This is a genomic window from Rhodococcus opacus (assembly GCF_012396235.1).
Lineage (GTDB): Bacteria > Actinomycetota > Actinomycetes > Mycobacteriales > Mycobacteriaceae > Rhodococcus_F > Rhodococcus_F opacus.
On record NZ_JAAXPA010000014.1, the window covers coordinates 174,002 to 193,293 of the forward strand.

Sequence of the window (19,292 nt, forward strand, 5' to 3'; positions counted from 1 at the left end):
GACACCGCACCCCCTTTCTTCATCGGTGCAAGCCACATTCGCAGCACGAGCAGAACCTGTACTTCCAACTATGGCAGTCAGGCTCGGACGATGCCCAGTATCTCGGTAACGAGTGCATCTACCTCGGCCGCCGTCGCCGCCTCCACGTTGAGTCGCAGGAGCGGTTCGGTGTTGGAGGCCCGCAAGTTGAACCACGCGCCGTCCGCCAGTGCGACCGTGACACCGTCGAGCCGATCCACGTCCGCGGTGCGCTCGGCGAACTCCGACAGCACCGCGGCGGTCCGTTCGGCGGCGTCCGCGACGGTCGAGTTGATCTCGCCCGACGCCGCGTACCGCTCGTACTTCGCCATCAGTTCGGACAGCGGACGATCCTGCTCCCCCAGTGCCGCGAGGACGTGCAGTCCGGCGAGCATGCCGGAGTCGGCGCCCCAGAAGTCGCGGAAGTAGTAGTGCGCGGAGTGCTCGCCGCCGAAGATCGCGCGCGTCTCGGCCATCTGCTGCTTGATGAACGAATGCCCCACCCGGGTGCGGACCGGGTGTCCGCCCAGCTCGGTCACCAGCTCCGGCACCGCGCGGGACGTGATGAGGTTGTGGATGACGGTCGCGCCGGGCTCCTTGGCCAGCTCCCGCTCGGCGACCAGGGCCGTGACGGCGGACGGCGACACCGGGTTGCCGAGTTCGTCGACCACGAAGCAGCGGTCGGCGTCGCCGTCGAAGGCCAGACCGATGTCGGCCCCGGTCTCACGGACGTACCGCTGCAGGTCCACGAGGTTCGCCGGGTCGAGCGGGTTCGCCTCGTGATTCGGGAACGTGCCGTCGAGTTCGAAGTACAGCGGTTCCAGCTTCACCGGCATCGGCTCGAACACGGCGGGGACGGTGTGCCCGCCCATGCCGTTGCCCGCGTCGACGGCCACCGTCAGCGGGCGGAGGTCGGAGAGGTTCACCAGTCCGCGGACGAAACTCGCGTACTGCTCGAGCACGTCCTCCTCGGACACCGTGCCGGGAGCACCGTCGAACGCGGGAACCCCGTCGACGACCTCGGCTGCAATGGTGGCGAGGCCCGTCTCCTGCCCCACCGGCTTCGCGCCTGCGCGGCACAGCTTGATGCCGTTGTATTTCGCCGGGTTGTGGCTCGCCGTGAACATCGCACCCGGGCAGTCGAACAGCCCCGAAGCGAAATACAGCTGATCGGTGGACGCGAGTCCGATGAGGACGACGTCCAGACCCTGGGCGGTGACGCCGTCGGCGAACGCGCGGGCCAGATCGGGGGAAGACGCGCGCATGTCGTAGCCGATCACGACCTTCGTGGCGCTGTCCTCGCGAACGAGTCGTGCGAATGCGCCACCCACGTCCTGCACGAACGCGGAGTCGATGTGTTCACCGACGACACCCCGCACGTCGTAAGCCTTGATCACGGCATGTACGGACTCGGCTGATCGCGCCACTTCTTGTTTCTCCTTTACGAGCACCAGTGCTGGCGCAAGCCTAATGCCTGCCCGTCGCGGACACGGCACGCCGCGGACCGCAGGCCCGGAAACAGGCTGGACGTCAGTTGGAAGGGTCGGGAAGTACCCGCAGGTGGCCGCGACGACCGGTGCGCGCCGGGCTGGGCTGGGTGCCGGTCTCCGCGCGATCCTCGGTGGACAGGGCCCGTTCGGACCGCCCGCGATCGCCGAGGCCCGCCTCCCGCACGGCCTCCGCCAGCGCGGTCAGGTCGTCCTCGTCCGGGGTGCTCGACGAGAACCCACCCTCGTACCGAACCAGTTCCCAGCCCTTGGGTGCGGTGATCCTCGACGCGTGCGTTTCGCACAGATCCCACGAGTGCGGCTCGTCGACCGTGGCAAGCGGGCCGACGACGGCGGTGGAGTCGGAGTAGACGTACGTGAGCGTCGCGACAGCGGGGTTCTTGCACCCGGGGCGGCAGCATCGACGCAGAGATCTCACAGCTAGGAAGCCTAGCCCCACGAGGGCCCGACACCTACTCGGACACACCGAGAGTGTGCGGCTGTCGTAATGTCCACACCATGTCCAGAGCACGACGCAGGCGTCCCGTGACCACCCGATCCGTCGACCGACGGGGACGGGGAATCCGCGGGTCCGTCTTCCCTCCGGACGCGCCGGCACGACGGAGCCGCGCAGAGAAGTTCGATCTGGTGGTGCTCGAGGCATTCGCGCCGATCGACGCGCGCTGGCGCGAACGCCTGACGAAGCTGGACATCGCTGTCGACGAGGTCCCGAAGATTCATGCGCTCGACCCGGATTCGGTCAACTGGCCCGCCGAGGTCGTGGCGGACGGGCCCGTGCCACTGTCCCGACTGATCCCGGCCGGCATCGACCGGCACGGATCCACGACGCGGGCGCGAGTCGTCCTGTTCCGACGACCGCTCGAACAGCGCGCCAAGGACCCGGACGACCTCACCGACCTGGTGCACGACGTGCTCGTACAGCAGGTGAGTACTTACCTCGGAGTCGAACCCGAGGTCATCGACCCGGATCTGCCGGGCGACGAAGACTGAACTAGACGATCCCCCGCTTCAGGCGCCGGCGCTCACGCTCCGACAGGCCACCCCAGATACCGAACCGCTCGTCATTGGCCAGTGCGTAGTCGAGGCACTCGTCCCGCACCTCGCAGCCCAGGCAGATGCGCTTCGCTTCCCTGGTGGAGCCTCCCTTTTCAGGGAAGAAGGCCTCCGGGTCGGTCTGCGCACAGAGCGCGCGTTCCTGCCACTGGTCCTCGATGGTCTCGAACAGTTCGTCGAAACCGGTCACCAGACTCAACGCCGGGCGGGGGCCCGTCGTCTCGACTTCCTGTGCGACGAGTTCCGGCACAGGAATTTCTTTCACACTGCCTTCTTGCACACAGACTTCTTGAACACAGACGCCGTCCGCTGCGCCTGCTTCGGAATTGGTCTGCGGTTCGTCGCTTACTGTGCTCCAGCGAGTCTCCGACTCGATCTGCTCATTGGGCATCGTTCCGCCTCCTCACCTGTGATAGCGCAGAAAATTTCGATCGATCATGTACCCCGAACCGAACACCCCTGCCACCCGTTCGAACAACCGTTCGAATTGATCCCCGCTGCAAGTGATTCCACGCCCACAACGTCGGAATGACATATTTGTGATTAGACACGCCCAGCGTGTCGCGGTCAAGCTAACCGTCGAAAGTCGATTACTATTTCGCGCTCTCGATTCGCTTCGGGGAAGCAGCTCACAGGAGGCGGTCGGCCACCGCCTAGGCTTGCACCGTGAACGTGACTGTATTGGTTGGCGGGGTGGGCGGGGCCCGGTTCCTGCAAGGTGTGCGGAGGTTGCTCGGGGCCGATGCGCCCGGTCGTGCGGGCGCCGATTCCGGCCATTCCATCACCGCTGTCGTCAATGTCGGCGACGACGTGTGGATGCACGGACTACGGATCTGCCCGGACCTGGACACCTGCATGTACACCCTCGGCGACGGCATCGACACCGAGCGTGGGTGGGGGCATGCCGGTGAAACCTGGAACGCCAAGGCCGAACTCGCCGCCTATGGTGCGAAACCGGATTGGTTCGGGCTCGGTGACCGGGACATCGCCACGCACCTGATCCGCACGCAGATGCTGCGGACGGGGTATCCGTTGTCGGCGGTGACCGAGGCGTTGTGCAACCGGTGGCAGCCGGGTGTGACGCTGCTGCCGGTGACCGACGATCGTAGTGAAACTCACGTCGTGATCACCGATCCCGAGGACGGGGAGCAGCGGGCGATCCACTTCCAGGAGTGGTGGGTGCGGTACCGCGCCCAGGTCCCGACGCACAGCTTCGCGCACATCGGCGCCGAGCAGGCCGCCCCGGCGCCGGGGGTGCTCGAGGCGATCGAGACGGCCGACATCGTGCTGCTGGCACCGTCGAATCCCGTGGTCAGTGTGGGGGCGATCCTGGCGGTGCCGGGGATCCGCGGTGCGTTGCGCACCACCGCGGCGAAGGTGGTCGGGATCTCGCCGATCGTCGGCGGAAAACCGTTGCGCGGCATGGCCGACGAATGCCTCGACGTGATCGGCGTCGACACCTCCGCGGAGGCGATCGGCCGCTGGTACGGGGCCCGGAGCGGGACCGGGATCCTCGACGGCTGGCTTGTCCACGACACCGACACCGCCGAGGTTCCCGGGGTGGAGGTGGCCCGGGTGCCGCTGATCATGTCCGACCCCGACGCCACCGCCGCGATGGTGCGGGCGGCGCTGGACGTGGCGGGGGTGGCGCTGTGAGCGACGCCACCGGTTCCGCCCGGCTCGATCACGCCCCGGGCGGTGCGCTCGAGATCCGCCCGGTGATCGGTCTGCCCGAGTTCCGGCCCGGCGACGACCTGGCGGCGGCGATCGTTGCGGCCGCGCCGTGGCTCGCCGAAGGGGACGTGCTGGTGGTCACCAGCAAGGTGTTCTCGAAGGTCGAGGGCCGGATCGTGTCCTCGCCGACCGACCCGGAGGAACGCGATGCCGCCCGGCGGCGGCTGGTCGAGCAGGAAGCGGTCCGGATCGTGGCCCGCAAGGGCCGGACCCTGATCACCGAGAACCGGCTCGGGATCGTGCAGGCCGCCTCGGGCATCGACGGCTCGAACGTGGCGGGCTCCGAACTGGCGTTGCTGCCGGAGGATCCCGATGCCAGCGCCCGCACCCTGCGCGACGCGATCGAGGTGGCGCTCGGGGTGCGGGTGGCGGTGGTGGTCACCGACACCATGGGCCGGGCGTGGCGCAACGGCCAGATCGACGCCGCGATCGGCGCGGCCGGGCTGCCGGTGTTGCACGGGTACGCCGGGTCCCGCGACAGTCAGGGCAACGAACTGGTGGTGACGGAGGTGGCGGTCGCCGACGAGATCGCCGCGGCGGGCGATCTCGTGAAGGGCAAACTCGGCGGGGTACCGGTCGCGGTCGTGCGTGGTCTGGATCTGGCCGACGACGGTTCGCGGGCACAGGATCTGATCCGGCGTGGCGCCGAGGACCTGTTCTGGCTCGGCACCGCCGAATCGGTCGAGCTGGGCCGGGCCGAGGCGTTGCTGCTGCGCCGCTCGGTCCGCCAGTTCTCGACCGACCCGGTCGATCCGGATGCGGTGCGGGCGTCGATCGCGGACGCCCTGACCGCGCCCGCACCGCACCACACCCGCCCGGTCCGGTTCGTGTGGGTCCGCACCCGCACCGTCCGAGACGCCCTGCTGACCCGGATGCGGGAGCAATGGCGCACCGACCTGACATCCGACGGGATGAGCGCGGACGCGGTGGCGGCGCGGGTGGCCCGCGGCAACATTTTGTTCGACGCACCGGAGGTGATCATCCCGTTCTGCGTCCCCGACGGCGCCCACACCTACCCCGACAAGCGCCGGCAGGCGGCGGAGACGACGATGTTCACCGTCGCGGTCGGCGCCGCGGTGCAGGGGCTGCTGGTGTCGTTGGCCACCAAGGGAATCGGCAGCTGCTGGATCGGGTCGACGATCTTCGCCGCCGACATCGTCCGCAGCACCCTCGACCTCCCCGCCGACTGGCAACCCCTCGGAGCGGTCGCCGTCGGCCACCCCCTCGAACCACTCACCCCCCGACACGCCGCCGACCCCGGCGACGCCCTGATCGAGAGATGACCCACGCGCAATGAGCGCCGAATCACTACACCGCACCGCGACCGCCGCGCTCGAGGGCTGGAAAACGCTCGACGAGAACGACGAATCGTTGCGCCACACCATGCTCGCGTTCCTCGCGTCGGCGCCGCTCGGGTGCCTGCGTGAGCACGCACCCGGACACATCACGGCGTCGTCCCTCGTCCTGGACGAGGGAGGATGTCACGTGCTTCTGACCCTGCATCCCCGGGTCGGCCGGTGGATCCAATTGGGCGGTCACTGCGAGCCTTCCGACGAGACCGTCGTCGACGCCGCGCTGCGGGAGGCGTGCGAGGAATCGGGAATTCCCGACCTCCGCATCGATCCCGACCTGCTGTCGGCGCACACCCACCCGATCACGTGCTCACTCGGACAACCCACCCGGCACCTGGATCTCCGGTTCCTCGTCCGCGCGCGTCCCGACGCCCACATCGTGCGCAGCTCCGAATCCACGGATCTCCGCTGGTGGCCGGTGGACGCACTGCCGCCGAACGCGGAGAAGTCCACGATCGACCAGCTCGTGCACCTGGCCGGACTGCGCTAGCGGAGCGGTTCCAGCGTCGGGCGCTTCGCCGCGATCCCGTCACCCGAGGACGTGCCACGGACACGTCGGCCGATCCACGGAACGAGAAAGTCCTTGGTCCACAGCAGATCCGCTCGGCGCTGCTCCGATTTCGCCAGAGCGGGCGCCGGACCGAGATCGGGCGGCGCGATGTCGTGCGGGGTGCCGAGAACCTCCAGCACCCGCAGGGCCATGTTCTCGTGACCGGCGACGGACATGTGCAGCCGGTCCCAGTCCCACATCCGCGCATCGTCGTATTCGTCGAACCGCCAGAAGTCGACGAGCGCCGCGCCGTGCCGATCGGCCACCTCGCGCACGAGTTCGTTGTAGATCGCCAGGCGCCCACGAAGTTTCCCGAACACCGGCGACCAACCGGCGTCGTACGCCGTGAACATCAGCACCCGCGCGCCGGTGGCCGCGAGCTTCGCGATGCCGGTGTCGTACTGCGCGACCATCGCGTCGATGTCGAGTTTGGGCCGCATCAGGTCGTTGCCGCCGGCGTAGACCGTCACCAGATCGGGTTCGAGTGCCACCGCGGCGTCGACCTGCTCGTCCACGATCGGGCCGAGCAGCCTGCCCCGGATCGCGAGGTTGGCGTAGCCGAAATGTGCCGACCGCGCCGCGAGTTGCTCGGCCACCCGATCGGCCCAGCCGCGTAATCCGTTGGGATGCCTCGGGTCCGGGTCGCCGACCCCCTCCGTGAAGGAGTCGCCGAGCGCCACGTAGCGCGTGAAGTCGTGCATCACTTCACCTATCACACGTCCGTGCTGAACCGGACCCCGCCGTCGGGCAACGTCACGCCCGGCCACACCCGGGCGCCGCGCAGGAGTTCGCATCGGGCGCCGATGTCGGCTCCGTCACCGATCACCGCGTCACGCACCAGAGCCCGCGGCCCGATGCGTGCGCCGAAACCGATGATGGACCGTTCGACGGTCGCTCCGGCCTCGACCACGGCGCCGTCGAACAGCACCGCGCCGTCGAGTCGTGCGCCCGCACCCACCTCGGCGCCGCGACCGACGACGGTTCCGCCGATCAGTAGTGCACCCGGGGCGACACCCGCGCCCGGGTGGACGAGCGATTCGCCGCGGGGCCCGTCGAGCGCAGGTGACGGTGCGATGCCGCGCACCAGGTCCGCGGAACCGCGCACGAAGTCCTCGGGGGTGCCCATATCGCGCCAGTACGAGGAGTCGACGTGTCCGTAGACGCGGGCGTCCTCGGCCAGCAGCGACGGGAACACCTCGCGCTCCACCGACACCGCGCGTCCCTCGGGGATCCGTTCGATGATCTCGCGCTTGAAGACGTAACAGCCGGCGTTGATCTGGTCGGTCGGCGGGTCCTGCGTCTTCTCGAGGAACGCGGTCACCCGGCCGTCCGCGTCGGTCGGCACGCAGCCGAACGCCCGCGGATCCCCCACCCGCACGAGGTGCAGGGTGACGTCGGCGTCCCGGTTCCGGTGGGTGTCGAGGATCGCGCCCAGGTCGGTGCCGCCGAGGACGTCGCCGTTGAAGACCATGGCGTGGTCACCACGCAGCTTCGGCAGAACGTTGCGGATGCCGCCACCGGTGCCGAGCGGCTCGGTCTCGGTGACGTAGTCGATCTCGAGTCCCAGCTTCGAGCCGTCGCCGAAGTACTCCTCGAAGACCTCCGCCTTGAAGGATGTGCCGAGGACCACGTGCTTGATCCCGGCCGCGCCGATCCGTGCGAGCAGATGCTGGAGGAACGGCAGACCCGCCGTGGGCAGCATGGGCTTGGGCGCCGACAACGTCAGCGGGCGAAGCCTCGTTCCCTTACCGCCGACCAGCACCACTGCATCGGTCGCCTTCTCAATTGCCATGAGTCGTTCCCCCCTCGTTCTGGTTCGTGCGTCGTTCCCGGACTGCGGCAGCCACGGCGATCTTCGACCGCACTGCCAATCCTCCCCGAAGTGCCCACCGCAGCGGCGCCTGCCACCAGTGGGGATGACGATCGGCCTGGAACCGGTACGCGCTCTGATGGTGAGCGGGCAGCATCAGTTCCGGATGCTTGCCCGCGGCGTGCCCCTTTGCGTGGGTGACCTCGGCGGAGGGCACGTACACGTTGAGCCACCCGGCCTTGCCCAGACGGTCGCCGAGGTCGACGTCCTCCATGTACATGAAGTAGCGGGAATCGAAGCCGTTGATCGAGTCGAACGCCGCTCGCCGCATCAGCAGGCACGAACCGGACAACCATCCGACCGACCGCTCGCTGACCGTCTCGTTCTCCTGGCGGTAGCCGGCAGTCCACGGGTTGGACGGCCACACGGTGCCCAGAATCGCGTGCCCTGCCCCCGACACGAGGTCGGGCACCTGGCGCGCCGACGGGTAGATGCTCCCGTCGGGTTCCAGAACGAGAGGTCCGAGCGCCCCCGCTCGCGGCCAGCGCTCGGCGGCCGCGAGAAGAACGTCGATCGATCCGGGCGCCCAGCGAACATCCGGATTGGCGATGACGACGAATTCGATCTCGTCGTCGATCTCCGCCACAGCCCTGTTGATGGCACCGCCGTAGCCGATGTTCCCGCCGGTGCGCAGCAGGCGCACGTGGTCGTGCGCCGCGTCCGCGGCCTCGGGGGCGCCGTCCGTCGATCCGTTGTCGGCCATCACGACCTGCGGATCTTCTTTCGTCGCCTCGGCGAGAGTGCCCAGGAATTGCTCCAGATGCTCACCTGGCGAAAAGGTCACCGTCACCACGGCCAGCTTCGAACTCACGCGGGCAAGCGTAGCCGTTGAGAGAGGGTCCGCCTCACACCGCTGCATGCAGGGCGGCATGCAACGCGTCTCGCCACGGCCGCAACGGGGTCAGCCCGGCGTCGGCCCAGGCGCGACCGGACAGCACCGAGAACGCCGGTCGAGGGGCGGGCCGCACGAACTGGGCACTCGTGCACGGCCGCACTCGCTGCGGGTCCGCGCCTGCTTCCTCGAACACGGCGCGCGCGAGGTCGAACCAACTCGCCCGGCCCGAATTGGTGGCGTGCAGCACCGGCGCGTCGACGTCGCTGCGACCGGCGAGTTCGAGCAGCGCGCCGGCCAGGTCACCGGCGAATGTGGGCGAGCCCACCTGATCGTCCACGACGTCGACCGTGTCACGTTCGCGCTCGAGCCGGAGCATGGTGGAGACGAAGTCGGAGCCGACCCCGGTGTAGACCCATGCGGTGCGCACGACATGGGCGGACGGAAGCGCTGCGTGGACGGCGCGTTCGCCGGCGAGCTTGGTGCGTCCGTAGGCAGTCGCCGGACCGGTCGGGGCGTCCACCTCGTACGGCGTGTCCCCCTGCCCGGCAAAGACGTAGTCGGTGGAGACGTGGATCAGCCGGGCACCCACCCGGGCGCACGCCGCCGCCAGGTTGGCAGGCCCCAGCTCGTTCACCGCCAAGGCGGTGTCCTCATCCGACTCCGCAGCGTCGACCGCCGTGTACGCGGCACAGTTGATCACCACCGATCCACCCTCGACCTGCGCATTCACCGCGTCGGCGTCGGTGATGTCGAGCTCGTCCGACCCCACACCCCGGGCCGGGATTCCGGTCGCCTCGGCTCGCCGAAGAAGGTGCCCGCCCAGCTGTCCCCGGGCGCCGGTCACAAGGATGTTCGTCACGGGGGTCAGTCTGGCACGCCGATCGACGCCTCCCTGCTCCCGGCGCGTCGACCAGTAGCCTGGTTTCCGTGTCACACGAGCAACCCGCACCAGACGCACCCCCGAGCACGGCTCGGCGGCCGATTCACATCGCTGTGGCGGTGCTGTCGGTGCTCGCCCTCGTCGTGACGGGATTCGCCTGGCGGAGCATCGACTCGCTGCGCAACAATCTGGCAACCGCGGGCGGTCTGGGACTCGGCGGAAGCGCCGACGGCGCCGTCGACATCCTCATGGTCGGAACCGACAGCCGCACCGACGCCCACGGCAACCCCCTGTCCCAGGACGAACTCGACTCGCTGCGGGCCGGCGAAGAAGTGGCGTCCAACACCGACACCATCGTCCTCATCCGCGTTCCCAACGACGGAAGCTCCGCCACCGCCATCTCGATCCCCCGCGACTCCTACGTCGACGTGCCGGGCATCGGCATGTCGAAGATCAACGCCGCGTACGGCGCAACCAAGGAGACCGAGCGGCTCCGACTCGTCGAGGACGGAGCCACCGACAAGGAAGCCGAGGAGGAGTCGACGAAGGCCGGCCGTGAGGCGCTCATCCAATCGGTGGCCGATCTCACCGGGATCACCGTCGACCACTACGCCGAGGTCGGACTGCTCGGATTCGTCCTCCTCACCAACGCCGTCGGCGGCGTCGACGTCTGCCTCAACGAACCGGTGGACGAGGACATGTCCGGCGCGCACTTCCCCGCCGGTGAGCAGACCCTGAAGGGGGCGGACGCACTGAGCTTCGTGCGTCAGCGCCACGACCTCCCGCGCGGCGACCTCGACCGCATCGTGCGTCAGCAGGTGTTCATGGCCTCGCTCGTCGGCAAGGTGCTGTCCGCGAAGACTCTCAGCGACCCGGGCAAACTGAACGAACTCAGCGGCGCCGTGCAACGCTCGGTCGTGCTCGACGACGACTGGGACATCATCGAATTCGCCACCCAACTGCAGGACCTCGCCGGCGGCAAGGTGCAGTTCGAGACGATTCCGGTCGCGGATCTCAACGGCATGACCGACTACGGCGAGTCCATCGTCGAGGTCAAGCCGAAGGACGTGAAGAAGTACGTGGCCGGTCTCGTCGGCGAGGAACCCACCGACTCGGAAGACCCCACCACGTCCGAGACCCCGAAGATCGACGCCTCGACCGTCACCGTCGACGTCGCGAATGCCAGCGACGTCGGGGGCCTCGCGAACGGCGTCGCCGACGCCCTGACGTCGCTCGGCTACGGCCAGGGTGAGGTCGGCAACTACACGGGCGCGTCGGTGAGCGAGACCACCGTCTTCGCGCACTCCGCGGACGACGACAGCGCCAAGGCGGTCGCCGCAGCACTCGGCGGACTCCCCACCGACACCGACGCGACACTGCCCGAAGGCTCGGTGCGGGTGGTGCTGTCGAGTGACTACCAGGGCCCGACGTCCGCCGAGACAACCAGCACCACCACGTCATCCGAGTCGTCGGAGACAGGCCTCGAGCCCGCGTCCACAGCCGGGACGACACCCACCCCGGCACCGCCCGGCCCGCCCATCGATGCCGGCTCGTCGGGCCCGCGTTGTGTGAACTAGAAAACGAGAGACGGATCGTGTCCATGAACCATGCGTCCCGCACGCTGACCGACGCCCTGCTCGACCCCATCCTGAAGAACGACCCGGCCGGACCCCGCGTCACGTTCTACGACGACGCCACCGGCGAACGGGTCGAACTCTCGGCCCTCACCCTCGCCAACTGGGCGGCCAAGACCGCCAACCTGCTGCGTGACGAATTCGGCGTCGAGCCCGGCGCCCGCGTCGCGGTGCTCCTTCCCGCGCACTGGCAGACCGCCGCGGTTCTGCTCGGCGCATGGTGGGCAGGCGCCGAAGTCGTCCTCGAAGCCGATGCGGACGCCGAGATCGCACTCGTCTCGGCCCAGCACCTGGGCGACGTCGAGGACGTACCCGAGGTAGCGGCGCTGTCGCTGGACGCATTCGGCAGGCCCGTCCCCGACCTCCCCGTCGGCATCACCGACTACGCCACGTCCGTGCGCGTCCACGGCGACCAGTTCCGGCCGACGGTCGCCGGACCCGCACTGGCGGGCAAGAGCGTCGACGACGTTCTCGCCGCAGCGCTCGCCTCCGCCGAATCGCAGGGGATCACCGGTACCGACCGGGTGCTGTCCGAAGAGGCGTGGGACTCCCCCGACGCCCTGATCGACGGTCTGGTGGCCGTCTTCGCGGCCGGAGCGTCACTCGTGCAGGTCACCAACGCCGACGACGCAGCCCGGTCGAGGCGCGTGGACACCGAGAAGATCACCCGTCAGCTCTCCCGGTAGCCGCCGTCCGCGAGGCCCGCGGCGATCTCGAACCTGTTCCGGGAACCGCGGTGCCGCAACTCCTCGAACAGGTACCGCAGCGCGAAGGTCCACCCGTACGCAGCCCACTGGTCGGCGTGGACCGCTTCGTGTCGCACGAGTGCTCTCGCCGGATCCCGGCCGGTGAGAAATGCGCCGCCGATCGTCGTCCCGCTGCGCGCGTACCCACCCCGCATCCGGCTGCACACGAAGATGCCGAACTCGGCGTCGAACGTGATGCGGGCGCCCCACAGCCGGGCATACGCCAACGCGAGCCGTGTGATCGCCGCGGACTGGGGGTTCCCCCGCGACGCGCGGATCATCGGCACACCGCGGCTGCGTTTCACGGGCGCAGGATACTCAGCCCAGCAGCTTGTCGCGCAGTGCCTTGTCCTTGTCCAGGACCATCTTCTCGAGCCCGTCCTGGAACGCGACCATCTGCTGCTGCAGGGCGGGGTCGGAGGCGCCGAGGATGCGGACGGCGAGCAGACCGGCGTTGCGGGCGCCACCGATGGACACGGTCGCGACGGGGACGCCTGCGGGCATCTGCACGATCGAGAGCAGCGAGTCCATGCCGTCGAGGTATTTCAGCGGGACGGGCACACCGATGACGGGCAGTGGGGTGGCCGACGCGACCATGCCCGGTAGGTGGGCGGCGCCCCCGGCGCCGGCGATGATCACCTGGATGCCACGGCCGGCCGCGTCCTTCGCGTAGTCGAGCATGCGCTGCGGTGTGCGGTGCGCGGAGACGACACCGACCTCGAAGCGCACACCGAACTCGGCGAGCGCCTCCGCGGCGGCCTCCATGGTGGGCCAGTCGGAGTCGCTGCCCATGATGAGCCCGACCTGTGCGCCCTGCCGTGCTGCCGTGTCACTCACCGTGTACATCCCATCCGTCGGTCCATTCAGCGTGCGAGAGCCAGTGCGCGGCGCGCTCGGCGCGCTCGCGCACCCGCGCCACGTATTCGGGGTCGTCGATCGAGCCGGGTCCGCCGACGATGTTCACGTGGCCGATCTTCCGGTCCTCACGTTCACCCTTGCCGTACAGGTGAATCTTCGCGTCGGGCATCCGGGCGAAGAGGTGGTGGACGCGTTCGTCCATGCTCATCTCGGGGGCGGTCGGCGCACCGAGCACGTTCGCCATCACCGTGATCGGCGCGAGCGGTGCGGTGTCGCCGAGCGGGTAGTCGAGGACAGCGCGCAGGTGCTGCTCGAACTGGGAGGTGCGGGCACCGTCCATGGTCCAGTGGCCGGAGTTGTGCGGGCGCATCGCGAGTTCGTTGACGACGAGCGCGCCGTCGGTGGTTTCGAAAAGTTCGACGGCCATCGCGCCGACCACACCGAGTTCGGAAGCGATGCGGAGCGCCAGTTCCTCGGCAGCCTCGGCGACCGAGTCGGGCAGTGCGGGGGCGGGGGCAAGGACGACGGCGCACTGCCCGTGGCGTTGCACCGTCTCCACGACGGGCCACGTGGCGCCCTGCCCGAACGGCGACCGCGCCACCATCGCGGACAGCTCACGCCGCATCTCGACCTTCTCCTCGACGATGAGGGAGACACCCTTGTCGAGTTGCTGAGTGACGATGCGCTCGGCTTCGTCGGAATCGTCGGTGATCCACACGCCGCGACCGTCGTATCCGCCGCGGACGGCCTTGATCACGACCGGCCATCCGTGTTCAGCGCCGAACTTGACGACGTCCTCGGCCCAGGTCACCTCGGCGTACGCCGGAACGGGTGCGCCGAGTTCCGCGAGCTTGCGGCGCATCGCCAGCTTGTCCTGCGCGTAGATGAGCGCGGTCGGCGGCGGTTGCACGTTGACACCCTCGGCGACCAGGATGTCGAGATGCTCGGTCGGCACGTGCTCGTGGTCGAAGGTCAGCGCGTGCGACCCGACCGCGGCCCTGCGGAGCGCGTCGAGGTCGGTGTGGCTGCCGAGGACGACATCGGGGCTCACCTGCGCCGCGGGTTCGTCGGCGGTGCCGGAGAGCACCCGCAGGGTCTGGCCGAGCGCAATCGCGGCCTGGTGGGTCATCCGCGCGAGTTGGCCGCCACCGATCATCGTCACGACGGGTTGCCCGGCGGTCAGATCGCGGGGTGTCGTGGGACGCGGTGTGGAGTCAGAGTTGCCGGTCACGGGTCACTAGTTTGTCACGTCCGGCGCGAGGTTCCGCCGCCGAGGTGCCGGACCGCAGTTTCTGTGATTCTCCTGATGATCTCGCCGCCAATTGGTGGTATTCGGTCGGACTTTCGTAAACTCATCCGTTGTGTCATTTGTCGACGGCGTCCTAGCACGCGTTCCCCAGCCTTTTCGGGCTCTCGCGTTGCGGCATCACGAACTGATCAAGTTCGCGATTGTGGGCGGCACCACCATGATCTTCGACCTCGCGATCTTCTATTCGCTGAGCCTGACGATCCTCGAAGAGAAGCCCGTAGTCGCAAAAGTTCTGTCGGGAATTCTCGCGACCGTCCTGAGTTACATTCTCAACCGCGAATGGTCGTTCAAGAACCGTGGTGGGCGTGAACGACACCACGAGGCCCTGCTGTTTTTCACGATCAGCGGGATCGGCGTGCTCCTCGCCGCCGCGCCCCTGTGGATCGCCAACAACGTGTTCGACATCCGTGCCAGCCAGGAGAACCTGACCACGCTGGTGGTCGTCGACTTCGTGCTCAACTACATCATCGGAAACCTGCTGCAGATGGTGTTCCGTTTCTGGGCACTCCGCCGGTTCGCCTTCCCCGACGAGAACGTGCACATCATTGATCCGGACCTCGCCGACGAGGCCGTCGAGGAAGAGTTCGGCCACTCCTGATCGTCAGCGCGGTTCCCGGATCCCGGTGACCCGCGTCGGCACGTGTTCGCGCGCGAGGGGAACGAAGATCGCGAACAGGGCCGGACGGCGACGCTGCAGTTCCAGCCGGCCGCCGTCCGCCTCGATGAGTGCACGGGCCAGCGCCAAGCCCACACCGGTCGAACCGGCCCCCGAGAAGCCGCGGTCGAAGATGTGTGGCGCGAGGTCGTTGCTGACCCCGACCCCCTCGTCCGACACCTCGACGCACACCATGGTCTCGCGCGGCGACGTCTCCTCGCCGGGCGTCCTGAGATTCTGCCCCTGGATCAGGCGCACCGCGACGGTGCACGTCCCCGCCCCGTGCATGAGCGCGTTGTCGACGAGCACCGCGACGGCCTCGCGGAGCCGGGAACCGGTGGTCGACGCCATCACGTTCGTGTCTCCGCGCAGCACCAGCTCGCGGTCCGCGTCTTCGAACGGCCGCTTCCAGTCCGCGATGACCACGCTGAGCTCCCGGATCACCGACACGTGGGTCTCGGTGCCGTTGCTGCGTGAGGAGCGGACCAGTTCGTCGATCGCGACGGTCAGACGGTCCACCTGCGCCATCGCCTCGTCGGCCTCGACCACGACCGCGGGATCCGAGTGCACGGACAGCTCGTCGAGCCGGAGACGGACAGCTGTGAGGCGGCTGCGGAGCTGATGGGAGACGTCCGCGACGAGCGCGTGTTCGCGCTGCAGCCGGCCCGCGATCTCGACGGTCGCGGAGTCCAGGACGTCGGAGACACGGTCGAGTTCGGGGATGCCGTGACGTCGCACGTCGGGCCGGAAGTCACCCTCCGCGAGCCGGGCCGCCCGGTTGGCGACGTCCCGCAGCGGATCGGCGAGCCGCTTCGCCGTGACGTAGGCGACCACGGTGCCTGCGGCGATGGACACGAGCACCAGCAGCGCGACGGCACCGACCGCCTGTCGTTGCTGGGTGCGCATCTCGTCGGACGGCACCTCGAGGCGGAGCGAACCGGACGTGCCCATGGCGAGAGATTCCACGAGAGGCGACGGCACGGACGATTCGCCGATGTCCACCCGCGCGGCGCCGTCGTCGGTGGTCGGATAGACCACCACCAGGCGGCCCCCGGCGGGCGTCAGCAGACGCAGCGAGTTCGTGTCGAGATCGCCCTCGACGACGCCGTTGATGCCCTCCTGGGTAATGATCTCCGTCGCCATCCGATCGAGCCGGACCTGAAGATCACTCCGATTGAAATCTTCGACCCACAACCACGCCGTGTAGATGAGCGGCACACCGAGCAGCAGCGCCGTCAGGATCACGACTGCGAGGATCGACTGGAGAATTCTGCGGCGCACTACCCCGCCTAGTCGGTGTTGATGCGGAAACCGACGCCGCGAACCGTCGCGATGCGACGCTCGGCGGCGGGGCCCTCGTCACCGATCTTCCGGCGAAGCCACGACATGTGCATGTCGAGTGTCTTCGAGCCGCGCAGTTCCACGTCGCCCCACACCTCCGCGAGGATGGTGTCGCGGGACACCACCTGTCCCGCATGTTCGAGCAGTACCCGCAGAAGCTCGTACTCCTTGTTGGCGAGGGCGATCTCGGTTCCGTTCACGAGCACCCTCCGGGCCGCCGGTTCGAGCCGGATCCCGCCGACCTCGACGACGGAATCCTCGCCGCCGCCGCGGCGGCGCAGCAGGGCGCGCACCCGCGCCATCAGTTCCGCCAACCGGAACGGCTTGCCCACGTAGTCGTCGGCGCCCGCGTCGAGCCCGACGACGAAGTCGACCTCGTCGGTGCGCGCGGTGAGCATGAGCACCGCCAGTTCCGAACTGTGGGCGCGCACTTGCCTGCACACCTCGAGCCCGTCCATCCCGGGGAGTCCGAGGTCCAGGATCAACAGGTCGTACGCTCCGTCGAGCGCCTGCTCCAGCGCTGCCGGGCCGGTCTGCTCTATGGTGACGTCGTATCCCTCCCGGCCCAGTGCCCGCGACAGCGGGGCAGCGATGGCTTCGTCATCTTCGGCAAGCAATACAGCAGTCACCTCCACAGCGTACGGAGGTGCCGGGACGGCTGTGACCGGTTACCAACCTTTGCCGGTGTCGGCGTCGCCGCGCGGGTCGTCTCGCTCCCGTTCGCGGTGGAGATCCATCGCGTCGAACACCTGGTGATAGAGCAGCGAGTGGACGCGCTGGACGTCGGGGATGTCGTCGAATTCCAGTGGATCGTCGGAGGACGACACGATGACCAGCGTTCCGGTGCGGAGCATCCGGTCCAGGAGGCCGTGCCGGAACTGGACGTTGCTGATGCGCCCCATCGGAATGTCGATCCCGGTGTGCGTCATCACACCCTGGCGGATGAGGACTCGACGATCGGTGACGATGAAGTGGGTGAATTTCCAGCTGAGAAACGGCGCGACACAGCGCCATACGACGAGGCCCAGCCACACCGCGAGGACGACGACGAGCACGATGTTCAGCGCGGAGCCGTCCAGTTTGTTCTCGGCGAAGCCCGCCGCGAAACCCGCCACGGCCGTTGCCAACAGAAAAGTGACGGCGGGGAGCAGCAGCATCTTCCAGTGTGGATGACGGTGAAGCAGCAGTTCCTCGTCCTCGGCGAGGGCGTCCTCCGGATATCCCATGCGAAGAGTGTGCCTCTACCGCATGCGGCTGAGCACTATCGGGGTGATGACGATGATGATGCCGTACAGCACCATCCACACTCCGACCACGATCACGAACACCTCGAGCGACAGTTCGGGCTGCAGGAGCACGAAGCCCCCGGCGACGACGCTGATCACGCCGAGCACGATGGTCAGCCCGCGATCCGCGACCGAACCCGAGGCGCCTTCCACGATTTCGAGGACACCCCGGAACACCCACCACGCACCGACGACGAGCGCGACGATCACGACGGTCTGGAGGGGGCTCCTCAGCACGAGGAACGCCAGAAGTATTGCCAGGGCGCCGGATACGCCCACGAGGGTCCGTGCGGCTCCCCCGGCCTCGACGTCGGCGAACGCCCGGATGATCTGGACGATCCCGAAGCCGAAGAACTGGATGGCGATCAGGACGGCCAGCACCGTGAGCGTCACGTGCGGCCAGACGAGCACCGCGATGCCGAGACCCAGGGTGAGCAGACCGAGCACCACCGTGAGGCCGGTCAGCGTGCGCCGGGCTGCGGTGACGGAGGACTCCGGAATCGAGGTACTCATGTACCACAGTGTGGCACTACTCGGTGCGCACCGGGCGTAAATGTGTGATGTCACCTGCGGCGACGGCGATCGTGCCGGGCTGGCCGTCGGGGGCGATCACGACCCGGCCCTCCGCGTCGACGTCCGTCGCGATGCCGATCAGTTCACGCCCGCCGGGTAGTTCGGCGCGCACTCGCTGGCCGAGCGTGCCGCAGCGGGCACGGTAGGCCTCGGCGAGTTCCGTGACGTCCCAGTCGGAGTCGTGCCATTGCTGCCAGCGATCGGCGATGGCGCGCAGCACCGCCCGCACGAGGGTGTCGCGGTCACTGACCTCGGCGCCCTCGAGGACGAGCGACGTCGCATGCTCGACGGGCAGTTCGTCTCTCGTGAGGCTCACGTTGAGACCGATCCCGACGACCACCGCCGGATCCGGTGCCGTGGCGGACACCTCGGCGAGGATGCCGGCGACCTTGCGGCCGTCGATGAGCACATCGTTGGGCCACTTGAGTTCCGCGGGAACCTTGGCGGCGGCGCGGAGCGCGTCGACGACGGCCACACCGGTCAGCAGGGGCAGCCACCCCATGTCCTGGACGCTCATCCCCGGCATCGTCAGCAACACGGAGACCGCGATCTGCGCCTGCGGCGGACTCACCCAGGCGCGGGAGTGGCGGCCCCGGCCGCTGCCCTGGAATTCGGCGAGCAGCACGTGCCGGTCGCAGGTCGACGCCGCGGCCCGCGCGAGGAGATCGGCGTTGGTGGACCCGGTCTCCTGCACCACGTCGAGCCGCGCCCAGAACCTGCGGGTGTCGCTGTCGTCGTCACCGCGGACGAGCGCCGCCCGCAGATTGTCGGCGTTGAGAGGAGGTCGGTTCAGGTCGGTCCACATCACCACAGCCTAGGACGAGCAGGAAAAGGTACTGGTCAGTAGCCGGGTCCGGGCAACCCGCCGCGTGACCACCTCCCTTGGCAGAAGTTCGCCGGCTCTCGTTAAGCTGACCTGTCATGACCACTGTTCAGGAGCCGAGCGCGGCGGAGTCGGCGAGTACGCCCGATATTCACACGACGGCGGGAAAGCTCGCCGACCTGCGTAATCGTCAGGCCGAAGCGCAGCACCCCAGCGGTGACGCCGCGGTCGAGAAGGTCCACGCCAAGGGCAAGCTCACCGCCCGCG

Annotated in this window: 22 protein-coding genes and 1 pseudogene; 8 read left to right on the forward strand and 15 right to left on the reverse strand. The window is 68.5% G+C overall.

Features of this window, described 5'->3' with window-relative positions; translation table 11 throughout:
* Positions 1-77 precede the first annotated feature (77 nt).
* On the reverse strand, positions 78-1,445 hold the full coding sequence (locus tag HGB39_RS20280; RefSeq protein WP_043790472.1) for a phosphomannomutase/phosphoglucomutase: 1,368 nt from the start codon (positions 1,443-1,445) through the stop codon (positions 78-80).
* Positions 1,446-1,548: 103 nt separating this feature from the next.
* Positions 1,549-1,944: a DUF3499 domain-containing protein gene (locus tag HGB39_RS20285; protein ID WP_005259770.1), complete on the reverse strand. Its 396-nt coding sequence runs from the start codon at positions 1,942-1,944 to the stop codon at positions 1,549-1,551.
* Positions 1,945-2,024: 80 nt separating this feature from the next.
* On the opposite strand from HGB39_RS20285, the gene HGB39_RS20290 reads away from it, so the two are divergent.
* Positions 2,025-2,516, forward strand: a complete 492-nt coding sequence (locus HGB39_RS20290) for a metallopeptidase family protein (protein ID WP_029539455.1) — start codon at positions 2,025-2,027, stop codon at positions 2,514-2,516.
* Position 2,517: 1 nt separating this feature from the next.
* Here HGB39_RS20290 and HGB39_RS20295 read toward each other — a convergent pair whose 3' ends face one another.
* Entirely contained in the window at positions 2,518-2,778 is a 261-nt protein-coding gene (locus HGB39_RS20295; protein ID WP_166680705.1) for a WhiB family transcriptional regulator, read from the reverse strand.
* Between the two features lie 467 nt (positions 2,779-3,245).
* Here HGB39_RS20295 and cofD point away from each other — a divergent pair, with 467 nt between their 5' ends.
* From cofD to HGB39_RS20310, 3 genes are read left to right on the forward strand one after another with little or no spacing between them, the layout of a single operon-like run.
* Entirely contained in the window at positions 3,246-4,235 is a 990-nt protein-coding gene (cofD, locus tag HGB39_RS38875) for a 2-phospho-L-lactate transferase (RefSeq protein ID WP_005264987.1), read from the forward strand.
* Complete coding sequence (locus HGB39_RS20305) at positions 4,232-5,596, forward strand: coenzyme F420-0:L-glutamate ligase (RefSeq protein ID WP_005568167.1); 1,365 nt, start codon at positions 4,232-4,234, stop codon at positions 5,594-5,596. Before cofD ends, HGB39_RS20305 begins: the two co-directional genes overlap by 4 nt.
* 10 nt (positions 5,597-5,606) lie before the next feature.
* Positions 5,607-6,155, forward strand: coding sequence for an NUDIX hydrolase (locus tag HGB39_RS20310; RefSeq protein WP_005240029.1), 549 nt, complete (start codon positions 5,607-5,609; stop codon positions 6,153-6,155).
* Here the strand turns inward: HGB39_RS20310 and HGB39_RS20315 are convergent.
* Genes HGB39_RS20315 through rfbD form a run of 4 tightly spaced genes read right to left on the reverse strand, consistent with a single transcriptional unit; the run spans position 6,152 to position 9,779 of the window.
* A complete protein-coding gene (locus tag HGB39_RS20315) occupies positions 6,152-6,916 on the reverse strand; it encodes an SGNH/GDSL hydrolase family protein (RefSeq protein ID WP_005563298.1) in 765 nt (254 codons plus the stop codon). The two genes, HGB39_RS20310 and HGB39_RS20315, sit on opposite strands and share 4 nt — an antisense overlap.
* Before the next feature lie 11 nt (positions 6,917-6,927).
* Positions 6,928-8,007 carry a mannose-1-phosphate guanylyltransferase ManB gene (manB, locus tag HGB39_RS20320; protein ID WP_005563297.1) on the reverse strand — a complete coding sequence of 360 codons (1,080 nt, stop codon included), beginning with the start codon at positions 8,005-8,007 and terminating at the stop codon, positions 6,928-6,930.
* Positions 7,997-8,896 (reverse strand): glycosyltransferase family 2 protein, encoded by a 900-nt coding sequence (locus HGB39_RS20325; RefSeq protein WP_005240022.1) that lies wholly within the window; start codon positions 8,894-8,896, stop codon positions 7,997-7,999. Before HGB39_RS20325 ends, manB begins: the two co-directional genes overlap by 11 nt.
* 34 nt (positions 8,897-8,930) lie before the next feature.
* Positions 8,931-9,779, reverse strand: a complete 849-nt coding sequence (rfbD, locus tag HGB39_RS20330) for a dTDP-4-dehydrorhamnose reductase (protein ID WP_005563296.1) — start codon at positions 9,777-9,779, stop codon at positions 8,931-8,933.
* Between the two features lie 68 nt (positions 9,780-9,847).
* On the opposite strand from rfbD, the gene HGB39_RS20335 reads away from it, so the two are divergent.
* Both HGB39_RS20335 and HGB39_RS20340 read left to right on the forward strand, forming a co-directional pair.
* On the forward strand, positions 9,848-11,377 hold the full coding sequence (locus HGB39_RS20335; protein ID WP_438363251.1) for an LCP family protein: 1,530 nt from the start codon (positions 9,848-9,850) through the stop codon (positions 11,375-11,377).
* Between the two features lie 23 nt (positions 11,378-11,400).
* Positions 11,401-12,120 (forward strand): TIGR03089 family protein, encoded by a 720-nt coding sequence (locus HGB39_RS20340; protein WP_005563294.1) that lies wholly within the window; start codon positions 11,401-11,403, stop codon positions 12,118-12,120.
* Here the strand turns inward: HGB39_RS20340 and HGB39_RS20345 are convergent.
* From HGB39_RS20345 to HGB39_RS20355, 3 genes are read right to left on the reverse strand one after another with little or no spacing between them, the layout of a single operon-like run.
* Positions 12,105-12,461, reverse strand: coding sequence for a hypothetical protein (locus tag HGB39_RS20345; RefSeq protein ID WP_052023925.1), 357 nt, complete (start codon positions 12,459-12,461; stop codon positions 12,105-12,107). The two genes, HGB39_RS20340 and HGB39_RS20345, sit on opposite strands and share 16 nt — an antisense overlap.
* 37 nt (positions 12,462-12,498) lie before the next feature.
* Positions 12,499-13,026: a 5-(carboxyamino)imidazole ribonucleotide mutase gene (gene purE / locus HGB39_RS20350; protein WP_005563291.1), complete on the reverse strand. Its 528-nt coding sequence runs from the start codon at positions 13,024-13,026 to the stop codon at positions 12,499-12,501.
* On the reverse strand, positions 13,010-14,269 hold the full coding sequence (locus HGB39_RS20355; RefSeq protein WP_005563289.1) for a 5-(carboxyamino)imidazole ribonucleotide synthase: 1,260 nt from the start codon (positions 14,267-14,269) through the stop codon (positions 13,010-13,012). The genes purE and HGB39_RS20355 overlap by 17 nt, the downstream gene beginning before the upstream one ends.
* A 130-nt stretch (positions 14,270-14,399) precedes the next feature.
* On the opposite strand from HGB39_RS20355, the gene HGB39_RS20360 reads away from it, so the two are divergent.
* A complete protein-coding gene (locus HGB39_RS20360) occupies positions 14,400-14,945 on the forward strand; it encodes a GtrA family protein (protein WP_043788103.1) in 546 nt (181 codons plus the stop codon).
* A 3-nt stretch (positions 14,946-14,948) separates the two neighbouring features.
* Here the strand turns inward: HGB39_RS20360 and HGB39_RS20365 are convergent, their stop codons facing one another.
* Genes HGB39_RS20365 through HGB39_RS20385 form a run of 5 tightly spaced genes read right to left on the reverse strand, consistent with a single transcriptional unit; the run spans position 14,949 to position 19,007 of the window.
* Positions 14,949-16,283, reverse strand: a complete 1,335-nt coding sequence (locus HGB39_RS20365; protein WP_005264680.1) for a sensor histidine kinase — start codon at positions 16,281-16,283, stop codon at positions 14,949-14,951.
* 8 nt (positions 16,284-16,291) lie between these two features.
* Positions 16,292-16,972: a response regulator transcription factor gene (locus HGB39_RS20370; RefSeq protein ID WP_025432276.1), complete on the reverse strand. Its 681-nt coding sequence runs from the start codon at positions 16,970-16,972 to the stop codon at positions 16,292-16,294.
* Between the two features lie 39 nt (positions 16,973-17,011).
* Positions 17,012-17,569 carry a PH domain-containing protein gene (locus tag HGB39_RS20375; protein ID WP_005264682.1) on the reverse strand — a complete coding sequence of 186 codons (558 nt, stop codon included), beginning with the start codon at positions 17,567-17,569 and terminating at the stop codon, positions 17,012-17,014.
* Positions 17,570-17,584: 15 nt separating this feature from the next.
* Entirely contained in the window at positions 17,585-18,142 is a 558-nt protein-coding gene (locus HGB39_RS20380; RefSeq protein ID WP_005563284.1) for an HdeD family acid-resistance protein, read from the reverse strand.
* Between the two features lie 16 nt (positions 18,143-18,158).
* Entirely contained in the window at positions 18,159-19,007 is an 849-nt protein-coding gene (locus HGB39_RS20385; protein WP_043788109.1) for a biotin--[acetyl-CoA-carboxylase] ligase, read from the reverse strand.
* A 116-nt stretch (positions 19,008-19,123) separates the two neighbouring features.
* Here HGB39_RS20385 and HGB39_RS20390 point away from each other — a divergent pair.
* A pseudogene (locus tag HGB39_RS20390) lies at positions 19,124-19,292 on the forward strand (methylmalonyl-CoA carboxyltransferase); the annotation flags it as partial.

Bases quoted from the DNA above. Each gene is read 5' to 3' on its own strand.
- HGB39_RS20290 (WP_029539455.1), top strand. From the start codon at position 2,025: ATGTCCAGAGCACGACGCAGGCGTCCCGTGACCACCCGATCCGTCGAC.
- HGB39_RS20310 (WP_005240029.1), top strand. From the start codon at position 5,607: ATGAGCGCCGAATCACTACACCGCACCGCGACCGCCGCGCTCGAGGGC.
- HGB39_RS20315 (WP_005563298.1), bottom strand. From the start codon at position 6,916: ATGCACGACTTCACGCGCTACGTGGCGCTCGGCGACTCCTTCACGGAG.
- manB (WP_005563297.1), bottom strand. From the start codon at position 8,007: ATGGCAATTGAGAAGGCGACCGATGCAGTGGTGCTGGTCGGCGGTAAG.
- HGB39_RS20340 (WP_005563294.1), top strand. From the start codon at position 11,401: ATGAACCATGCGTCCCGCACGCTGACCGACGCCCTGCTCGACCCCATC.
- HGB39_RS20345 (WP_052023925.1), bottom strand. From the start codon at position 12,461: ATGATCCGCGCGTCGCGGGGGAACCCCCAGTCCGCGGCGATCACACGG.
- purE (WP_005563291.1), bottom strand. From the start codon at position 13,026: ATGTACACGGTGAGTGACACGGCAGCACGGCAGGGCGCACAGGTCGGG.
- HGB39_RS20375 (WP_005264682.1), bottom strand. From the start codon at position 17,569: ATGGGATATCCGGAGGACGCCCTCGCCGAGGACGAGGAACTGCTGCTT.
- HGB39_RS20380 (WP_005563284.1), bottom strand. From the start codon at position 18,142: ATGAGTACCTCGATTCCGGAGTCCTCCGTCACCGCAGCCCGGCGCACG.
- HGB39_RS20385 (WP_043788109.1), bottom strand. From the start codon at position 19,007: ATGTGGACCGACCTGAACCGACCTCCTCTCAACGCCGACAATCTGCGG.